Annotated in this window: 10 protein-coding genes and 2 rRNA genes; all 12 read right to left on the reverse strand. The window is 68.3% G+C overall.

Annotated features, from left to right (window positions below; genetic code table 11):
- Positions 1–5: 5 nt before the first annotated feature.
- The 12 genes from WNM05_RS17005 to rrf (WNM05_RS17060) all read right to left on the reverse strand — a co-directional run bounded on the left by WNM05_RS17005 (position 6) and on the right by rrf (WNM05_RS17060) (position 17,999).
- The gene (locus WNM05_RS17005; protein WP_434629048.1) at positions 6–1,595 is read right to left on the reverse strand and encodes a long-chain-fatty-acid--CoA ligase; all 1,590 of its coding nucleotides are present in this window, start codon (positions 1,593–1,595) and stop codon (positions 6–8) included.
- On the reverse strand, positions 1,592–7,948 hold the full coding sequence (locus WNM05_RS17010) for a type I polyketide synthase (RefSeq protein WP_434629050.1): 6,357 nt from the start codon (positions 7,946–7,948) through the stop codon (positions 1,592–1,594). Before WNM05_RS17010 ends, WNM05_RS17005 begins: the two co-directional genes overlap by 4 nt.
- Before the next feature lie 2 nt (positions 7,949–7,950).
- Positions 7,951–8,295, reverse strand: a complete 345-nt coding sequence (locus WNM05_RS17015) for an acyl carrier protein (protein ID WP_434629052.1) — start codon at positions 8,293–8,295, stop codon at positions 7,951–7,953.
- A 47-nt stretch (positions 8,296–8,342) separates the two neighbouring features.
- Positions 8,343–8,894, reverse strand: coding sequence for an FcoT family thioesterase (locus tag WNM05_RS17020; RefSeq protein WP_434629054.1), 552 nt, complete (start codon positions 8,892–8,894; stop codon positions 8,343–8,345).
- The gene (locus WNM05_RS17025; protein WP_434629056.1) at positions 8,887–9,792 is read right to left on the reverse strand and encodes a TauD/TfdA dioxygenase family protein; all 906 of its coding nucleotides are present in this window, start codon (positions 9,790–9,792) and stop codon (positions 8,887–8,889) included. Before WNM05_RS17025 ends, WNM05_RS17020 begins: the two co-directional genes overlap by 8 nt.
- 800 nt (positions 9,793–10,592) lie before the next feature.
- Positions 10,593–11,375 carry an enoyl-CoA hydratase/isomerase family protein gene (locus WNM05_RS17030; protein ID WP_434629057.1) on the reverse strand — a complete coding sequence of 261 codons (783 nt, stop codon included), beginning with the start codon at positions 11,373–11,375 and terminating at the stop codon, positions 10,593–10,595.
- A 27-nt stretch (positions 11,376–11,402) separates the two neighbouring features.
- Positions 11,403–11,789 carry a DUF4180 domain-containing protein gene (locus tag WNM05_RS17035; RefSeq protein ID WP_434629059.1) on the reverse strand — a complete coding sequence of 129 codons (387 nt, stop codon included), beginning with the start codon at positions 11,787–11,789 and terminating at the stop codon, positions 11,403–11,405.
- A 74-nt stretch (positions 11,790–11,863) separates the two neighbouring features.
- Entirely contained in the window at positions 11,864–12,205 is a 342-nt protein-coding gene (locus WNM05_RS17040; RefSeq protein WP_434629061.1) for a cysteine-rich CWC family protein, read from the reverse strand.
- A gap of 114 nt (positions 12,206–12,319) precedes the next feature.
- On the reverse strand, positions 12,320–13,543 hold the full coding sequence (locus tag WNM05_RS17045; protein ID WP_434629063.1) for a branched-chain amino acid ABC transporter substrate-binding protein: 1,224 nt from the start codon (positions 13,541–13,543) through the stop codon (positions 12,320–12,322).
- Between the two features lie 126 nt (positions 13,544–13,669).
- Complete coding sequence (putA, locus tag WNM05_RS17050) at positions 13,670–17,263, reverse strand: trifunctional transcriptional regulator/proline dehydrogenase/L-glutamate gamma-semialdehyde dehydrogenase (RefSeq protein WP_434629065.1); 3,594 nt, start codon at positions 17,261–17,263, stop codon at positions 13,670–13,672.
- Positions 17,264–17,681: 418 nt separating this feature from the next.
- Positions 17,682–17,796, reverse strand: a 5S ribosomal RNA gene (gene rrf, locus WNM05_RS17055).
- Between the two features lie 88 nt (positions 17,797–17,884).
- A 5S ribosomal RNA gene (rrf, locus tag WNM05_RS17060) occupies positions 17,885–17,999 on the reverse strand.
- Between the last annotated feature and the right edge of the window lie 67 nt (positions 18,000–18,066).

Genomic DNA, 18,066 nt, shown 5'->3' on the forward strand with positions numbered 1-18,066 from the left:
GCCGGTCAGACCCTGCGCGCCCTGTCTGTCCAGAAAGCGTCGCGCAGCGCGCGGCGCAGCAGCTTGCCGCTGGGATTGCGCGGCAGGCTGTCGACGCAATGGATCTGCGTCGGCCGCTTGTACGCCGCCAGCCGGCTGTCGAGATAGCGGTAGAGTTCGTCGATGTCGACGGCGGCCCCCTGCCTGGGCACCAGCAGGCAGATCGCCCGTTCGCCCCAGGCCTCGTCGGGAATGCCTATCACCGCGCATTCGTGCACAGGCGGAAAGGCCGAGATGATGTTCTCCACCTCGGCCGGGAAGATCTTCTCCCCGCCGGTGATGATCACGTCCTTGATCCGGTCGAAGATGAACAGATAGCCGGCCGGATCCAGATAGCCGGCGTCGCCGGTGTGCAGCCAGCCGTCCCGCAGCGTCGAGGCCGTCGCCTCCGGCAGGCCCCAGTAACCGCTCATCCGAGCCGGCGTCCGGATGCAGACCTCGCCGACCTCGCCCTGGGCCAGCGCCCTGCCGTCGGCGTCTATCACCTTCAGCTCGACGCCGGGATAGGGCCGGCCGGCCGCCTGCAGCAGGCCGGGATCGGCCCTGTGGCTGTCCGGATCGAGGCAGACGGCGGTGTTGCCGGTTTCGCTGAGGCCATAGATCTGGGCGAAATCGCAGCCCAAGACCTCCAGTCCGCGCTGCAGCAGCGCGGCCGAAATCGGCGCGCCGCCGTAGACCACCTTGCGCAGCCTGGGCAGCGAAGCGCCGTCCTCCACCACCGCGTCCAGCAGCAGATTGATCATCGCCGGCACCATGCAGGCGATGGACACGCCGTGCCGCGACATCGCCTCCAGGCACAGCCTCGGCTCGAATTGCGGCAGCACGACGATGGCCGCGCCGGCGCTGAAGCTCTGCAGCGCCCACCACAGCCCGCCGATGTGGAAGCCCGGAATCCCGACCAGGCTGCGGTCCTCCGGATGCCAGTCCAGCCAGGACAGCCCGTTGGACAGCAGCGCCTCGCGGATCTGGAAGAAGGACAGATGCGGCAGGCAGACGCCCTTGGGCAGGCCGGTGGTGCCGCTGGTGTAGATCAGGCAGAAGGTCCGCTCCGGATCGGGCGGCGGCAGGACCGCCTCGGCGGTCTCCCCGCGCTGCACGGCCTCGTAGTCGGTCGGCGCCAGCCCGGCCGCCAGACACACCACCTCGGCGCGGTGGCCGCTGGCGCGCAGGCTTTCGCCCACGATGTCCAGCGTTTCGGCGTCGCAGAACAGCAGGTCTATGCCGGCGTCGGTCAGGATGTGGGCGACCTCGCGCGGCGTCAGCTTCCAGTTGATCGGCACGAAGACGGCGCCGGCCAGCGCGCAGCCGAACAGCACCTCGTAATAGGCGGCGCACTCGCGGCCGATGAAGCCGACCCGCCTGGCCTCGCCGTCCAGACGCGAGACCAGGTGGCCGGCCACGTTCAGGCTGCGCCGCCACAGCTCGCGGTAGCTGAGGGCTTCGCCGTCGCTGAAGATCGCCGGCTCCGCCCCGCGCTGCCGCGCCTGCCGGCGCAGTATCTCGCCGACGTCCTTCACCGCATACAGCCCGGGTACGACTGTCTCGGCCACGCTCATGCCAATTCCTCCACATTGGGGTCCGCCACGCTGCGGCCGCCGTCCTGCGGCTGCGCGCCGGCGCGGACCCGGTTCAGCTGGTCCAGCAGGTGCGCGCTCAACACCGGCACCGACGGATAATCGAACACCAGCGACGACGGCAGCGCCACGCCGAAGGCCTTTTCCAGCGAATTGCGCAACTCCACCGCCACCAGCGAATCGACGCCGAGATCGGCGAAGGTGGCGCGCCGCGGGATGCGGTCGCCGTCGCCGTACTGCAGCACCAGCTTGAGCAGGCGGAGCACCTCGTCGAGGACCGCCTCCTTGCGCTGCTCGACGGGCAGGCCCAGCAGCCGCTCCAGGTCGAAGACCTCCGCCTGCTTGCCGTCCCCGGTCTGTTCGACCTCGTCGTACAAGGCGTCGTCGGCCGGCAGGCTGGCCTTGTACGCGCTCCAGTCGACCTCGCCGACCACCACCTGCCCCTGAGCCAGCCTGGCGAGGCGGCCGAAGGCCTCGACGCCGCCGGCCAGCGGGATGGGCAGGATGCCCTTGCGCGCGATCGCCTTCTTCTGCTGCTCGCTCAGGTCCGCCGCCATGCCGGCGCCGGCCCACGGTCCCCAGTTCAGCGCCAGGCCGATCCGCCGACCGTCGCGCCTGCGGTTCATCAGACCGTCGATGAAGGCGTTGGCCGCCGCGTAATTGGCCTGGCTGACCGAACCGATCACCGAGGCGATGGACGAATAGCCGACGAAGAGGCCGACGCCGCCATGCGCCTCGGCGGCCCGCCACAGATTCCAGGTGCCGGCCACCTTGGGCAGGAAGACGGTGCGGAACGCGTCCCAGCTCTGCTCGGCGATAGGCGCGTCGGCGATGACGCCGGCCAGGTGCACGATTCCGCGCACCGGCCTGCCCCGCCGCTCGGCCTCGGCGAAGAGGCGTTCCACCTCCGCCGCGTCGGCGACGTCGCCGCAGAGCAGCTCGACGCTGTCCGCGCCGGCCAGCCGCTCCCGCAGCCGCGCCTGCTCGTCCGGCGACGGCAGCCGGCGCCCCAGCAGCGCCACATGACGCGCGCCGGCCTTGACCAGCCACTGCGCCGCGCGCTGGCCGAGCGCGCCGTAGCCGCCGGTGACCAGATAGCTGCCGTCGGCGACGATCTCGCGCGACAGCGACAGGTCCTCGTCCTCGGCGTCGCCGAAGCTCAGCACGATCTTGCCGACGTTTTCGCCGCGCGCCAGGATGCCGAAGGCTTCGGCCGCCTCCGCCACCGAATAGCAGCTGACCGGCGGCGGCGCGATCTCGCCGGCCGCCAGCAGGCCGGCGATGTCGTCGAGGATGGCCTTGTTCAGATCCAGCAGCTCGGATTCCGGCAACTCGCTGAGGTCGAACTGCGAATAGGCGATGTCGGGCCGGACCTCGGCCACCTGTTGCGGACTCCAGACGCCCAGCTTGCCGATCTCGACGAAGCGCCCGCCCTGCGCCGTCGCGCGCAGGCCGGCCGGGATGAAGTCCTTGTTCAGGCTGTTCAGCACCACGGTGACGCCCCGTCCGCCGGTCAGGCGGTCGATCTCGTCGGCGAAATCGGTGCTGCGCGAATCCATCACGTGCTCGACGCCCTGTTGCCGCAGCCTCTCCCACTTGCGCCGGCTGGCGGTGGCATAGACCTCGGCGCCGACCCGGCGGCACAGCTGCAGCGCCGCCTGTCCGACGCCGCCGGCGGCGGCGTGGATCAGCACGCGGTCGCCGGCGCCTATCCTGGCCAGCTTGTACAGCGCGTAATAGCTGGTGATGAAGGCGGTCGGAATCGCCGCGGCCTGCTGCATGCCTATGCCGGGCGGAATGCGGACCGCGGCGCGGCCGCTGACCGTCAGATAGCGCTGCATGCAGCCCAGCTGGCTGACCATCACCCGGTCGCCGACGGCGAAGCCCGAGCCGGCGCCGGCGGCGGTGACGATGCCGGCGCACTCGAAGCCCAGCGGCAGCGGTCTCTCCGGCAGCCCCAGGCTGCGCGCCTGCTCCTTCAGCAGGCCCAGCGCATTGATCACGTCCTTGAAATTCAGCCCGGCCGCCTCGACGCGCACCTCGATCTCGCCGTCGCCCGGCGCGGTCCGCTCAAGCGGCGACAGGCCCAGGCCCGACAGCAGGCCGTCGTCGGAAGCGCTCAGGCGGAAGTTGGACTCGGCCTCGGCCACCGGCGCCACGGCCAGGCGCCGCGCCAGCCGCGTCTGGCCGCGATAGGCCACCTGGCCGTCGGCGCGGCCGTCGCCCAGATACAGCTCGTTCAGCAAGGCATGGGCCAGCTCCGGCGCCTCGCCGGCGGCCGGCAGATCGACCACCTTGGCGCGCAGGCGAGAGAATTCGGAGTTCAGCACCGCGCCGAATCCCGACAGCGTCGCCTGCAGCTGGACGCCCAGCGTCGGCGGACCGGCCCGCTCGTCCTCGTCGCCGTACAGGCCGGTGGTCTGCGCGCCGCGCGTCACCAGGCACAGCAGGATCTCCCGGCCGGGAGCCCGCTGCTCCAGCGCCTTGACGAAGGCCAGCAGCGGCTCGTACACGGCCTGGCAGGCGGCCATCGCCTCGTCGGCGCCGGCGTCGGACGGCAGTTCCGGCGCGCGCCAGAACCACGCGATCCGGGTCCGCTGACCCGCCGCGGCCTCGCTGCCCTCCAGCGCGGCCAGCGCCTGTTCCGGCCCGTCCACCAGTGCCAGCTGCGGCGCCAGATGGCCGCGCAGCTCGTCGGGGCAGCCGACGGCCAGCGCCGGCCCCGGACGGAATTCGCGCGAGTCCAGCGCCGCTTCCCGCCACAGCAGCCGGTGGAAGAAGGCCGAGGCCGGCCGCTCGCGCGACTTCACCTCGCGCAGACGCAGGCCCTCGGCCCGCAGCGCCAGCCTGCCGTCGGCATAGACGGCCAGATCGGCGCGCACCTCGTCGCCGTCGCGATCGCTGCCGGCGCAGAGCTCGGCGACGCAGCGGACGACGCCGCGCGGCTTGCGCCACAGCCGCACCCGCGCCCAGCCGACCGGCACCAGCGTGCGGTCCTGGTCCAGCACCGGCGCCAGCGTGTGCAACACGCCGTCCAACAGGCCGGGGTTCAGGATTTCCCACGGCGCGACGCCGTCGGCGGCGAGCACGCCCTCCACCCGCCGCTCGCCGTCCCGGCGCAGCGCGCGCACCCGGCGGAACTGCGGCCCGTATTGCAGCCCCCGCTCGGCCAGCCGGCCGTAGAAGCCGACGTCGTCGAACGATTCGGCCTCCGCGTCGGACGGCGCCGCGTCCGACGGCGCCGGCGTCTCGTCCTCGCTCAAGCGGCAGCTGAAATGCAGACGAGCCTGGCCCTGCAGATGCGAGCGTATCTCCACCCGGTAGCCGCCGTCCGGCAGCGGCGACAAGACGGTGGACAGCTCGGTGGCGCCATCGTCGGCCAATAGCAGCGGCTCGTGGATCTCCAGCGCCTCAAGCGCCATGCCGGTATGGCCGAACACCGCGTCCTGCAGCGCCAGCACCGTCTCGATGTAGCCGGTGCCCGGGAAGATGGTCCGTCCCATCACCACGTGGTCGCCCAAATAGCCGGGCGCGCCCGGCGCGATCCGGCTGCGGTAGGCCCATGTACTCCCGTCGCCGCTCTCCGGCCGCCCCAGCAGCGGATGGAGGCCGGCGCCGCTCTCCGCGCGCCCCTCCGCCTGCGGCAGCCAATAGGATTCGCGGTCGAAGACGTAGGCCGGCAGCTCGACCGGTTCGCCGGCCGCCCCGGCGTGCAGCGCGCGCCAATCCAGCTCCTGGCCGGCCGCATAGAGGCCGATGACGGCCCGTTCCAGGCTTGCCGTCTCCGACAAGGTCCTGTCCATCGTGGCCAGCCAGCAATGCTCGGCCGCCGCCACGCATCCGCGGCCCATCGCCGTCAGATGCGGACTGGGGCCGGTCTCCAGGAAGACGTGGGGGCCGCGCGCCGCTATCGTCGCCATGCCGCCGGCGAAGTCCACCGGCGCGCAGATGTGCCTGGCCCAGTATTCCGGCGTGGCGACCTCGTCCTGGACGGCGATGTCGCCGCTGACATTGGAAACGAACTCCCGCTGCAGCGGCCGGAACTCGATCGAGGCCATGAACTCGCGGAAGGCCTCGGCCGCGTCGGCCATATGCGTCGAGTGGAAGGCGTGGGAGACGTCCAGCCGGCGATGCGCGATGCCGTCCGCCTCCAGCCGCCGCGCGATCGCCTCCAGCGACGCGCGGCCGCCGGACAGCACCGTCTGCGCCGGACCGTTGAAACCGCCGAAACCGACGTCGTCCGCCCCGGACAGATAAGGCGCCAGCGCCTCGCGCGAAGTCTTGACCGCCAGCATCGCCCCGTCGGCGCTGACCGCCTGCATCAGCTCGGCGCGGCGCACCGTCATCCTCGCCGCGTCCTCCAGAGAGAACAGGCCGGCCAGGCAGGCGGCGGCGATCTCGCCCACGCTGTGCCCCAGCAGCACCGACGGCTCGACGCCGTAGGTCATCCACATCCGGGCCACGGCGTAGTTGAAGGCGAACAGCGCCGGCTGCGTGTAGCGGGTCTGCCCAAGCCGGGCGCCGGCCGAGTCCGAGCGGTCGAACATCAGATCCAGCAGCTTGACGTCCATCAGCGCGTCGAAATGCCGCGCCACCTCGTCCAGCGCCTCGCGGAAGGCCGGATTGCCGCGGTACAGCGCCTCCCCCATGCCGGCGAACTGCGCGCCCTGGCCGGTCAGCAGCAGGGCCACGCGGGCGTCGGCGAAGGCCTGCTTCTTCTCGGCCTCGGCCAGCAGCGACTCCGGATCGGCCAGCGCGTCCCGCAGCGTCTGCATCAGGCCGACGCGGTCGCCGGCCGGCGCCGCCCAGCGATAGCCGTGGTGCTGCCGCCCTACGCTGGCGGTCCAGGCGTAGCGGCCGATATCGACGTCCTCGGCGGCCTGCAGATACGCCAGATGCGCCTGCAGATTGGCCAGCAGCGCCGACGGCGACTTGGCCGACACCGTGGCGATCAGCGGCCCCTGCCCGGTCGGCCGCGCCCAGCCCCGGCCGGTCGCAGGCGCCTGCTCCAGCACCAGGCTGGCTATCGTTCCGGCGAAACCGAAGGAGTTCACCAGCGCCCGGCGCACCGGCGCGTCCCAGCCCTGCGGCGCCGTCGGCACCGTCACCTTCAGCTCGTGCCAGTCTATCTTGGACGACGGCGTATCGAACTGGATGTGCGGATAGATCAGCCCGTGCTGCAGCTGCGCCAGGCATTTGAGCACGCCGCCTATGCCGGCGGCGGCCTCCATGTGGCCGAGATTGGTCTTGGACGATGCGACATGGACCGGCGGATCGTCGTCCGCGCGGTCGGCGAACAGCGAGCCTATCGAGTGGATCTCGATCGGGTCGCCCAAGGGGGTGCCGGTGCCGTGGGCCTCGACATAGCTGATGTCGGCCGGCGTCAGCGGCGAGCGCGCCAGCGCCTCGCGCATCACGGCCTCCTGCGCCCGTCCGTTGGGCACCGTCAGGCCGCCGCTTTCGCCGTCCTGGCGCACCGCGGAACCGCGCACCACGCCCAGGATGCGGTTGCCGTCGGCCAGCGCGTCCGACAGCCGGCGCAGCACCACCACGCCGGCGCCCTCGCTGCGGCCGTAGCCGTCGGCGCTCTCGTCGAAGGTCTTGCAGCGGCCGTCCGGCGCCAGCATGTTGGCGCGGGTGAAGATGATGTGGCTGATCGGATCATGGGCGATGCTGATGCCGCCGGCCAGCGCGATCGAGGTCTCCCGGTTGCGCAGCGCCGTCGCCGCCAGGTGTATCGCCACCAGCGACGACGAGCAGGCGGTGTCCACCGTCAGGCAGGGCCCGCGCCAGCCCAGAAAATAGGAAACGCGGCCCGAAATGGCGCTGTTGGCGGTGCCGGTGCCGAGCTGGCTGACCAGCTGGGCTTCGGACAGGCCCAGCATCTCGCGGGCGTAGTCCAGGCTGCTGGTGCCCAGATAGACCGAGCCGTCCCCGCCGCGCAGTTCGGCCGGATTCAGGCCGGCGTTTTCCAGCGCGTGCCAGCACAGCTCCAGCATGATCCGCTGCTGCGGATCCATATAGCGCGCCTCTTTCGGCGAGATGGAGAAGAAGGCCGGGTCGAACTTGTCGATATCGTCGAGATAGCCGCCCTCGTTGGTGCAGATCAGATTGTCCGGATGGTGCAAGGACTGGAAATAGCGTCCATTGTCCCAGCGCGATTCCGGAATCGGCACGATATTGTCCCGCCCAGCCAACAGCAGGCGGTGAAAGCCTTCCAGGTCGGCAATGCCCTCCGACAGGCGCAGGCCGACGCCGACGATGGCGATGGGCTCGTATTTTTCGGCCAGCAGCTGTCTGGCCGCCGCCGCCAGCTTAGAATCCGGGTGATCCATGTTTAGACTCCAAATTCCTTTTTCAGAATTTCACGCACCAGCGCGTCCCCCAGAACCGGGCCGTCCTGCGGCCGGACGGCGGCGGGCCTGGCGCTTTCGGATTGCAGGCGCTCCAGCAGGAAGGACGCCAGCGCGGCCAGCGTCGGATAATCGAACAAGGTGCTGGATTGCAGCCGTATCTGGAACCGGCTCTCCAGCCGGCCGCGGATTTCCAGCGCGCCGACCGAAGTCAGTCCCTGCTCGAACAGGCTCTGCTTGGACTGCAGCGCGCCCTTGTGCAGCACGGCCCTGGCGATCGCGTGCAACTCCTGCTCCAGCTGCGCGCGGGTAATGGACTGCGGAATCAAGGCTTGGCCTCCTTGGCGGGGACCCGCTGCGACGCGGGTCCGCCCTGTCAGGGGTTGAGAATGGCCAGGTCGACCTCGCCGGCGGCTTCGCCGCCGGCATCGTCGAAAAACCGGCAACTGGTCTTCAGGAACAGGAAGGGCTGGGCGGTGCGATGCAGCCGGGCGGACCGGATCACGAACTCGCCGCGAAAGCTGGACGCGTTCAACGGCTTGCTGAAGCGGCTATGGAAGCGGGTGATCAGGATGTCGGGCAACTGGCGCGAGAAGAATCCCTCGACGCCCCAGTCGGAGAAGTACGATGCCAGCCGGTATTTCGACGCATGGGCGATCGCGTCGTACATGATCTGGTTGTAACAGATGTTGAACTCCACCGAGTTGAAGTGCCCGGTGCTCTCGATGTAGCAGGACTCGGGAACGGAGAGGACGCCGCAGGACACCACCTCCTCCTTGCCGTCGCTGTGGTCGACGCCGATATCGGCCGTCTCCAGATAGCGGGCGTTGTCGAAATAGACCGACAAGACCCGCGCCCGCAGCGCCGGATCGTTGAAGACGGCGGGCGGCGCCGGCTGGCGCGCCAGTAGCTGTTCGGATTCAAGCAAGGCTCAGCCCCTCCTTCTCGCGCGCCGGCGCCGGCTCGCCGCTGAACGGATGGCCGTCGTAGGCGGTCAGACGGAAGGTCTTGGTCGGCTCGATCTTGTCGCTGTGCTTGGCATGGTGGACGAAGCGCCGGTTGTCCCAGACGATGATGTCGCCTTCGCTGATGTTCAGCAGCTGGATGTTCGGATGGCTGAAGCTGTCGTCGGTCTGCCCGGTCTCGGCCATCAGCTCGCCCAGCGTCGCGGCGCCGTCGGCGTCGTCGGCCAGCGTCAGCGACTCGGTGAAGCCCCGGCTGGCGTACAGGATGGACTCGCCGGTGACCGGATGGCGGATGACCGCCGGATGCTCGACCGCCGGGGTCTTGCTGTCGACCTCGGCCAGGATCTCCCCTATCGGGCGGTAGACGTCGCTCGGACGTATCTTGAAATAGCGGCGGACCGAATGGGTGGCCGTCGCGCCTTCCAGCCTGGCCTTCAGCTCGGCCGGCAGCCGCCGGTAGGCCTGGGCCATGTCGATGAAGTAGGTGCCGCGATTCTGCGAGGACACCACTTGCGGATAGGTGATGGTGAAGGCGAACGGCTGCCGCATGAAGGCATAGTCGGAATGCCAGAACTTGCCGGTCCTCGGCACGCCGACCAGCTTGCCGTCCGCCTCGCAGTTCGAAGAGACGAAAATTTCCGCATGCTCCGGGTGGCGGTACATTTCCTCGTAGTAGGGGCAGATCTCGCCGATGCGGCGGCCGAAGCGGACGAACTCGGCGGCGGAGGCCGTCTGCGCCTTCAGCACGACGATCCCGTGCTGGTAGACGGCCTGTTTCAGTTGCCGGATCTCTTCATCGTCCAAGTCGGTCACCCGGCGATCGAGAATCGCCGCTGTGTCGCTGATCACAAGGTTCTTCATTCCATGCTCCCTGGAGTCGCTACAAATCCCACCCGCGCCATTCGGCGCGATTCCGTTGAAATGCAAGGCAATCGTTCGCCATAGGATTGACTCCCGACGAACAATTAGAGTAATCGCTCGATATTCTATTGGTATTTGTATGACATTTGTCAATTCATTAAGCATTAAAATTGACATTTGTTGCTTTTGTGCTGATTTTCTCAGCGCTGAATATTCGCGGCGGGAAAGCGCAAGCCGCGCCAGCCCTGCGTCGAAGGCGAATGGCGGCGATGGGGACGGCCGGGACGAAAAGCCTCGCCGGCGATGGAAAACGGGGAAGGCGGCCCCGGCGATGCCGGGCCGTCGGACTGTCGGAAAAACGAGGAGCGGCGCAATCGCGCCCTAAAGAGCCTGTTTACGATGCTTTCATTTCTGCAGGACGCACGGCGCGGAAAGCGGCCCCGAAGGGCAGTCCGGCAGGCAGGCCATCCGCCGCGTTGCCGGGCTGGACCCTGGAATCACCAGGGTCTACGCCCTCCGCCTTGCATCTGGCCTGCTGGCTGGGCCGCGCTGCCCGTAAAAAAAGATCGTGAACAGGCGCCAAGGACCGGAACGGTCAGGCGGCGGCCGCTGCCGACGGCCGCCGGGATTCGGGAAATGGGCGGCCCAGCCGCCTGGGAAAGCGTTGCCGGCCGGGCGCGGCGCCGAGAGACGGCGGCGACGGCGGCACGGCTCCGGGCGGTCGCGACGGAAGTAAAGAACGCCGCGGCCCGTCTACGCCCGGCGTCGGCAAGGCGATACGCGGCCTCATCGCCGCCGCCTCACCGCCCCTTGAACTTGGGCGCCTGCTTGTCGAGAAACGCCCGGGTACCGACGCGGAAATCGTCGCTCTGCGCCGCCAGGCCGAAATAATCGGCGCCCAGCGCCGCCGACTCGTCCTCGGACAGCGCCAGGCCGCGGTGCATCGCCTCCCAGCTGAGCCGCACCGCCACCGGCGATTGCGCCAGGATTTCGTCCAGCAGCGCCTGTGCCTCGGCCAGCAGCCGGTCCGCCGCCGTCACGCGGTTGACCAGGCCCAGCCGGCAGGCCTCTTCGGCGTCGATCAGCCTGCCGGTCAGCAGCAGCTCCGCCGCCCGCCCCTTGCCTATCAGGCGCGGCAGCCGGGTCGTGCCGCCGAAGCCGGCGACCGCGCCTATCCTGACCTCTGGATGGCCGAAACGGGCATGCGAAGCCGCCAGCCGCAATGTGCAGGCCTCGGCGATCTCCAGCCCCCCGCCGAGCGCGTCGCCGTTCAGCGCCGCCAGCACCGGCTTGCCCAGCGTCTCGATGCGGCGGGTCACCGCCACCGCCAGCCGCGCCAGCTCGCGCACCTCGTCCGGCGAGGCCTGGTTGAGCCAGCGTATGTCGGCGCCGGCGGAGAACACCCGCCCGCCTCCGCTGACGATCACCCCGCGCACCGCCTCGTCCACCGCAGCCCTCTCCAGCGCCGCCAGCAATTGGCGCAGCAGCGGCCGGTTCATCGCGTTCAGGCAGTCCGGGCGGTTCAGCTCCAGCCACGCGACGCCCCCTTCTATCCGGCAACGCACCACATCCGTTTCGAACATGCCGCCTCCCGTCATCGAGCCTGCTTGCTATGGTTCCCGCCGGTCGGCGAGCCAGAGGAGCGCCTCGCCGCGCGCCAGAAACAGCCGGCAGCCATGTCCTCGCCTGGCCTCGGCCAGGAATTCGCCGAAACGCTCGCCGTCGCTGCGCCCCTCGCCTATCACCACCGCGGTGCGGAGCTTGTAGTTCTGCAGCTTCTGCAGGAACTCCCCGGCGAAGCGCGTGCGCAGCTGGAAAAAGGCGGCCGGCAGGACGGCTGCATCGAGCAGCAGCCGGCCGCAGTCCTCGCCGGCACAGGCGGCCACCAGATCGACGGCCTGCGACGCCGCCTCCAGCGGGGCCAGCCATTCCAGCGCGCGCGATCCCCCCGCGTCGAACACCCGGTATTCCATCGCGCCCTCGCTCAAAATATCCACAACGCATTTAAAACCCAAACGCGCCGACCCGGCAAGCGCGATCCGTCCGGCGATGGACGCGGCGGCCGCCCCCGTCACAGCCGCCGCTGCAGGCAGCTCGGACACAGGCAGTCGCTGTCGGCCTCGGTCGGCGACAGCGTCGCCGGCAGATCGGCGCACCAGCAGCCGCCGTTTTCGCCGCCGGCGCCGCAGGTGAAGCCGTTGCCGCATCGCGGACAGGTCTTGGCCTGGACCGGCACAGGCAGCGCCAGCAGGCGCCGCCAGACCTGTTCCTTCTCTTCCTTGCCATAGCCCGACCAGCCGGCGATCTCGTCCAGCGTACGGCGGCAGCCGACGCAGACCCGGCCGCTCTCGTCCAGCCGGCACACGCCTATGCAAGGCGACGGCGGCGGCGTTTCCATGCTTGCCCGCTTCACGGCTTGTCTCCGTTTCCATTGATCGCCACGATATTAACCGTAGGCACCCGTCTTGTCCGCGCAAACAAAAACGGCGCGGAAATCCGCGCCGTCCTCTCGCTGCCGCGTAAACGCTTACTTGGCGGCCGAGGCGTCCTTGGCCGCGCCGCCGCCGACGGTCTCCATCACCTTCCACTGGCCGTTCTCGACCTTGTAAACGGTGATGCCGCCATCCTTCAGATCGCCCTTGTCGTCATAGGTCCAGTTGCTGGAGGTCACGCCCTTGTGGGTGATCTTGGCCAGCACCGGCAGATAGGACTTCGGATCGGCCGAGTTCGCGTCCTTCATCGCCTGGATCAGCGCGCGGGTCGCGTCGTAGCCGTACGGCGAATAGGTGGCCACGTCGGCCTTGAAGCGGGCCTTGTAGCGGGTCTCGTAGTCCTTGCCGCCCGGCATCTGCTCCAGCGGCAGGCCGGCCAGCGAGGCGATGGTGCCGTCGGCTTCCTTGCCTGCCAGCTGCAGGAAGGTCGGGGTCTTGGTCATTTCGCCGGAAATCAGCGGGGCCTTCAGGCCCAGGCGCTTCATCTGCTTGACCATCGGCGCGGACTGCGCGTCGGCGCCGCCGTAGAACACCACGTCCGGATTCACGCCCTTGATCGAGGTCAGGATGGCGGTGAAGTCGGTGGCCTTGTCATTGGTGAACTCGCGTTTCACCACGTCGCCGCCGGCGGCGCGGGCCGACTTCTCGAACTCGTCGGCCAGACCCTGGCCGTAGGCGGTGCGGTCGTCGACGATGACGATCTTCTTCGCGTGCAGCTTCTCCACCGCGAACTTGCCCATCACGCCGCCCTGCTGCGTGTCGGAAGTCATCGAGCGGAAAGTGTTCTTGAAACCCTGGGAGGTGAACACCGGCGACGTGGCCATCGCGATCATCGGGATGCCGGCGTCGGAGTAGATCTTGGACGCCGGGATGGACGTGCCGGAGTTGAAATGGCCGACGATGCCGGCGACCTTGTCGTCGACGAACTTCTGCGCCAGCTGGGTCGCGGTCTTCGGATCGGCCTGGTCGTCCTGGGCGTCGAGCTCGAACGTCACCGCCTTGCCGGCGATGGTCGGCTTCTCGGCGTTGGCGTCTTCGATCGCCAGCGTCACGCCGTTCTTGTATTCCTCGCCGTAGTGCGATTGCGGACCGGTCAGCGGAGCGGCAAAGCCGATCTTGATCACGTCGCCGCCTGCGCTGGCCTGGGCCGGAGCGGAGGCCGCGCCGGCCGGGGCGGTTTCTTCCTTCTTGCCGCAGGCGGACAGGGCGACGGCGGCGGCGACCGCCAGGGTCAGGGTGGACAGCTTGTTTACTTGCATCTCTCGTTCCTCTTCTTGTGGCTTCAACTTCTTGCGTCAATATAACCGGCGGGCCGGGTCCATCTTGCTCTTAAAGTAAAAACTCTGGCCGCATTATTCCAACGCGGCCAGAGCCTGGCAAGTTGATTATTCGCTCATGCTCATCAAGCTGGCATTCCCGCCAGCAGCGGTGGTGTTGACGCTGAACGCGCGCTCCACCACCAGCCGGTGGATATTGTAGCCGTGCTCGCCGCGGACGATCAGTGGCGTGAGCGCGCCGTCGCGGGCGGCCAGCTTGCGGCGGGCCTCGTCGGCGCCTGCTCCGGCCAGCAGCACCGCGTCGACGTCGGCGGCCAGCACGTCGGCGACCAGCTCGGCATGGCCGTTCAGCGCCGGCGCCAGCTTGCGGCCGGCCTCGTTGTCGGCCAGCACCGCGCGGTTGCCGGCGGCGAAGACCGCCGCCAGCTGCTCGGCCAGCGCCTGGACGTCGTCGGCGACGCAGCCGATGCGGCCGCGGCCGGCGAAGGCCAGCGTGTTGTTTTCGCCGGTCGGTCCCGGCAAGGCCACACTGTGCGCCAACGGGCTTTCCCGGCGCGCGGCGGCGATGACGCCGTCCAGCGCCAGGCCCTGCGCCTTGCCCGCGGCGGCCAGCGCGTCCAGCGCCGACCAGTCCGCCGCCTCCGGGCTGGCGGCCAACTTGGGCTGCCAGGCGGCGCGACTCAGGCGGTACAGGTAGTACGGACCGCCGGCCTTCGGACCGGTGCCGGACTTGCCCTCGCCGCCGAAGGGCTGCACGCCGACGACGGCGCCGACGATGTTGCGGTTGACGTAGACGTTGCCGGCCTTGATCCGGCCGCAGATGTCGGCGATGGTCTCGTCGATGCGGCTGTGGATGCCATGGGTCAGGCCGTAGCCGGTCGCGTTGATCTCGGCGACCACCTTGCCGAGATCGGCCGCGGCGAAGCGCAGCACATGCAGCACCGGGCCGAACACCTCGCGTCTCAGTTCGGACAGATTGTCGATCTCGAACAGCGTCGGCGCGACGTAAGTGCCCTGGCCGCACTCGGCGGGCAAGCGGGTCTGATGCACGGCGCGGGCCGAGCGCTTCATCTTCTCGATATGGGCCAGCAGGCCGGCCTGCGCCTCGGCGTCGATCACCGGGCCGACATCGGTCGTCAGTCTGGCCGGATTGCCGACGGTCAGTTCGTCCATCGCGCCCTTGATCATCGCGATCACCTTGTCGGCGATGTCGTGCTGCAGATACAGCACGCGCAGCGCCGAACAGCGCTGGCCGGCGGAATCGAAGGCCGAGCTCAGCACATCGGTCACCACCTGCTCCGGCAGCGCCGAGCTGTCGACGATCATCGCGTTCATGCCGCCGGTTTCCGCCACCAGCACCGGATCGTCATGGCGCCCCGCCAGCGTGCGGTTGATGATCTGCGCCACTTCGGTCGAGCCGGTGAAGATCACGCCCTGTATCCGCGCGTCGCCGGTCAACGCCGCGCCGACCACCTCGCCGCGGCCCGGCAGGAACTGCAGCGCCGCGCGCGGCACGCCGGCCTCGTGCAGCAGACGCACGGCGTAGGCGGCGATCAGGCTGGTCTGTTCGGCCGGCTTGGCCAGCACGGTGTTGCCGGCGGCCAGCGATGCGACGACCTCGCCGATGAAGATGGCCAGCGGGAAATTCCACGGGCTGATGCAGACGACCGGGCCCAGCGGCCGGTGGCTGGCGTTGTCGAACTCGGACACGATCTGCGCCGCGTAGTAGCGGCAGAAATCCACCGCCTCGCGCACCTCGGCGATGGCGTTGTTCAGCGTCTTGCCGGCCTCGCGCACCGCCAGGCCCATCAGCGCCGGCATGTTCTCTTCCATCAGGTCGGCCATGCGGTTCAGGCAGGCGGCGCGCTCGGCCACCGGCGTCGCCGCCCAGGCGGCGGCGATGCCCTGCGATTGCTGCAACGCTCGCTCGACGTCGGCGGCGCTCGCCTCTATCACCTTGCCGACCACATCGCCGTGGTCGGCCGGATTGCGGACCTCCTGCAGCTCGCCGTCGCTGACGTCGCCGTCGCCCAGCATAGGGAAGGCCGCCCAGCGCTGCCGCTCCGAAGCCTGCAGGCCGATCTCCAGCGTCGCCAGCACGTGCTCGCTGGACAGGTCCAGGCCCTTGGAATTGCGGCGGCCGTCGCCGTACAGGTCGACCGGCAGCGCGATCTTGCCGTGCGGCCTGCCTGCGAAGCCGGCGGCCTCGGCCACCGGATCGGTCACCAGCTCGTCTATCGACACGCTCTCGTCGACGATGCGGTTGACGAAGGACGAGTTGGCGCCGTTCTCCAGCAGGCGGCGCACCAGGTAGGCCAGCAGCGTCTCGTGCGAGCCTACCGGCGCGTAGATGCGGCAGGCCTTGCCCAGCTTGTCCTTGCCGACCACCTGGTCGTACAGCGTCTCGCCCATGCCGTGCAGGCACTGGAATTCGTAATCCAGCCCGGTGGCCAGATTGTAGATCGCCGACAGGCTGTAGGCGTTGTGCGTGGCGAACTGCGGATAGATCGCGTCCTGCGCCGCCAACAGCTTCTTCGCGCAGGCGAGGTAGGACACGTCGGTGTAGACCTTGCGCGTGTAGACCGGATAGCCCGGCAGGCCGTCGACCTGCGCTCGCTTGATCTCGGCGTCCCAATAGGCGCCCTTGACCAGCCGCACCATGAAGCGGTGGCCGGTTCGGCGCGCCAGGTCGATCAGGAAATCGATGACGAAGGGACAGCGCTTCTGATAGGCCTGCACCACGATGCCTATGCCCTCGAAGCCGTTCAGGTCCGGATCATTGGCCAGCGCCTCGACCAGGTCCATCGAGATCTCCAGGCGGTCGGCCTCCTCGGCATCGATGTTCAGGCCGATATTGTATTGCTTGGCCAACAGGAACAGCGCCTTCAGCCGCGGCAGCAGCTCCGTCATCATCCGCTCGTGCTTCAGCCTGGTGTAGCGCGGGTGGATGGCGGACAGCTTCACCGAGATGCCGGGGCCTTCGTAGATGCCGCGGCCGTTCGACTCTTTGCCTATCGCGTGGATGGCGGTGACGTAGTCCTTCAGATAGCGCTGCGCGTCGGCCTCGGTCATCGCCGCCTCGCCCAGCATGTCGTAGCTGAAACGATAGCCGCGCGCCTCGCGCTCGCGGCCGTTGGCCAAGGCCTCTTCAATGGTTTCGCCGGTGACGAACTGCTTGCCCAGCATGCGCATCGCCATGTCGACGCCCTTGCGGATCAGCGGCTCGCCGCCCTTGGCGATCAGCCGGGTCATCGCGGCCGACAGGCCGGAGGCGCTGTGCGAGGAAACCAGTTTGCCGGTCACCAGCAAGCCCCAGGCGGCGGCGTTGACGAACAGCGACGAACTATTGCCCAGGTGGGCCTTCCAGTCGCCGCGGGAAATCTTGTCGCGGATCAGCTTGTCGGCCGTCTCGCGGTCGGGAATGCGCAGCAGCGCCTCGGCCAGACACATCAGGGCGATCCCTTCGCTGCTGTCCAGCGAGAACTCGTGCATCAGCGCGTCGACGCCGCTTGCACGGGTGCGTTCGCGGCGCACCTCGGTCACCAGGCGGCGCGCCAACTGCTGCACCGAGGCGACCTGCTCGGGACTCATCGCCGCCTGCGCAAGCAAAGCTTGCACGCACTCGCGTTCGTCACGCCGATAAGCGGCGGTGATCGCGTCGCGCAGAGCGGACTGCCGATGAGCAAAGGATTCGAATTGCATGGGTTTCTCCGATATTGTTTGCAGCCCCGGCCTCGCGTCCGGGTAAGCGGCCTATTGTATACAAGAGCCGACGAATTTGTTCGACAATATAAAATATTCTTTAGCACTCAAACGCTATCAAACTCAGACGGGACAAGCCCTTGGCGCGCATTCCCGCAATGATGGAAGCCACCCATTAGTCATCAATGGCCAGCAATTGCCAGAACGGACAATGACTTGCCGCGGCCATCGGCGGCATCCGCCGGGCGGACGGCTCACTTCGATAGCAAACGCATACTGTCTGAAACAGATAAATCAGCCTAGTACGACGCCGCGGACGCGGCAAATATCCGTCATCCGGGCTTCATCAAAACGACACATCGGGGGAAGGAAGAAAAGAAAAAGCCCCAGCCTGGAGGCTGGGGCTTTTCTATCGGGGATCTGGCGATGTCCTACTTTCACATGGCGAATGCCACACTATCATCGGCGCTAAGATGTTTCACGGTCCTGTTCGGAATGGGAAGGCGTGGGACCATCTCGCTATGGTCGCCAGAAAAAACGTGAACGCGGTCGCGTAATTCTGGATTCGCTTATCGGGAAGCGAAGCGCCGAGCCATTCGGCTCGGTGCTGTCTTATCGGGCGTCTGGCGGTGTCCTACTTTCACATGGCGAATGCCACACTATCATCGGCGCTAAGGCGTTTCACGGTCCTGTTCGGGATGGGAAGGCGTGGGACCACCTCGCTATGGCCACCAGACATAAACTGGTACAAACTCAAGAAGCCTGAATCAAAGCATCGCCCTGATTCTCGAATATTCGGTATT

The sequence above is a fragment of the Chromobacterium sp. CV08 genome, assembly GCF_051129845.1.
Classification (GTDB): Bacteria; Pseudomonadota; Gammaproteobacteria; order Burkholderiales; family Chromobacteriaceae; genus Chromobacterium.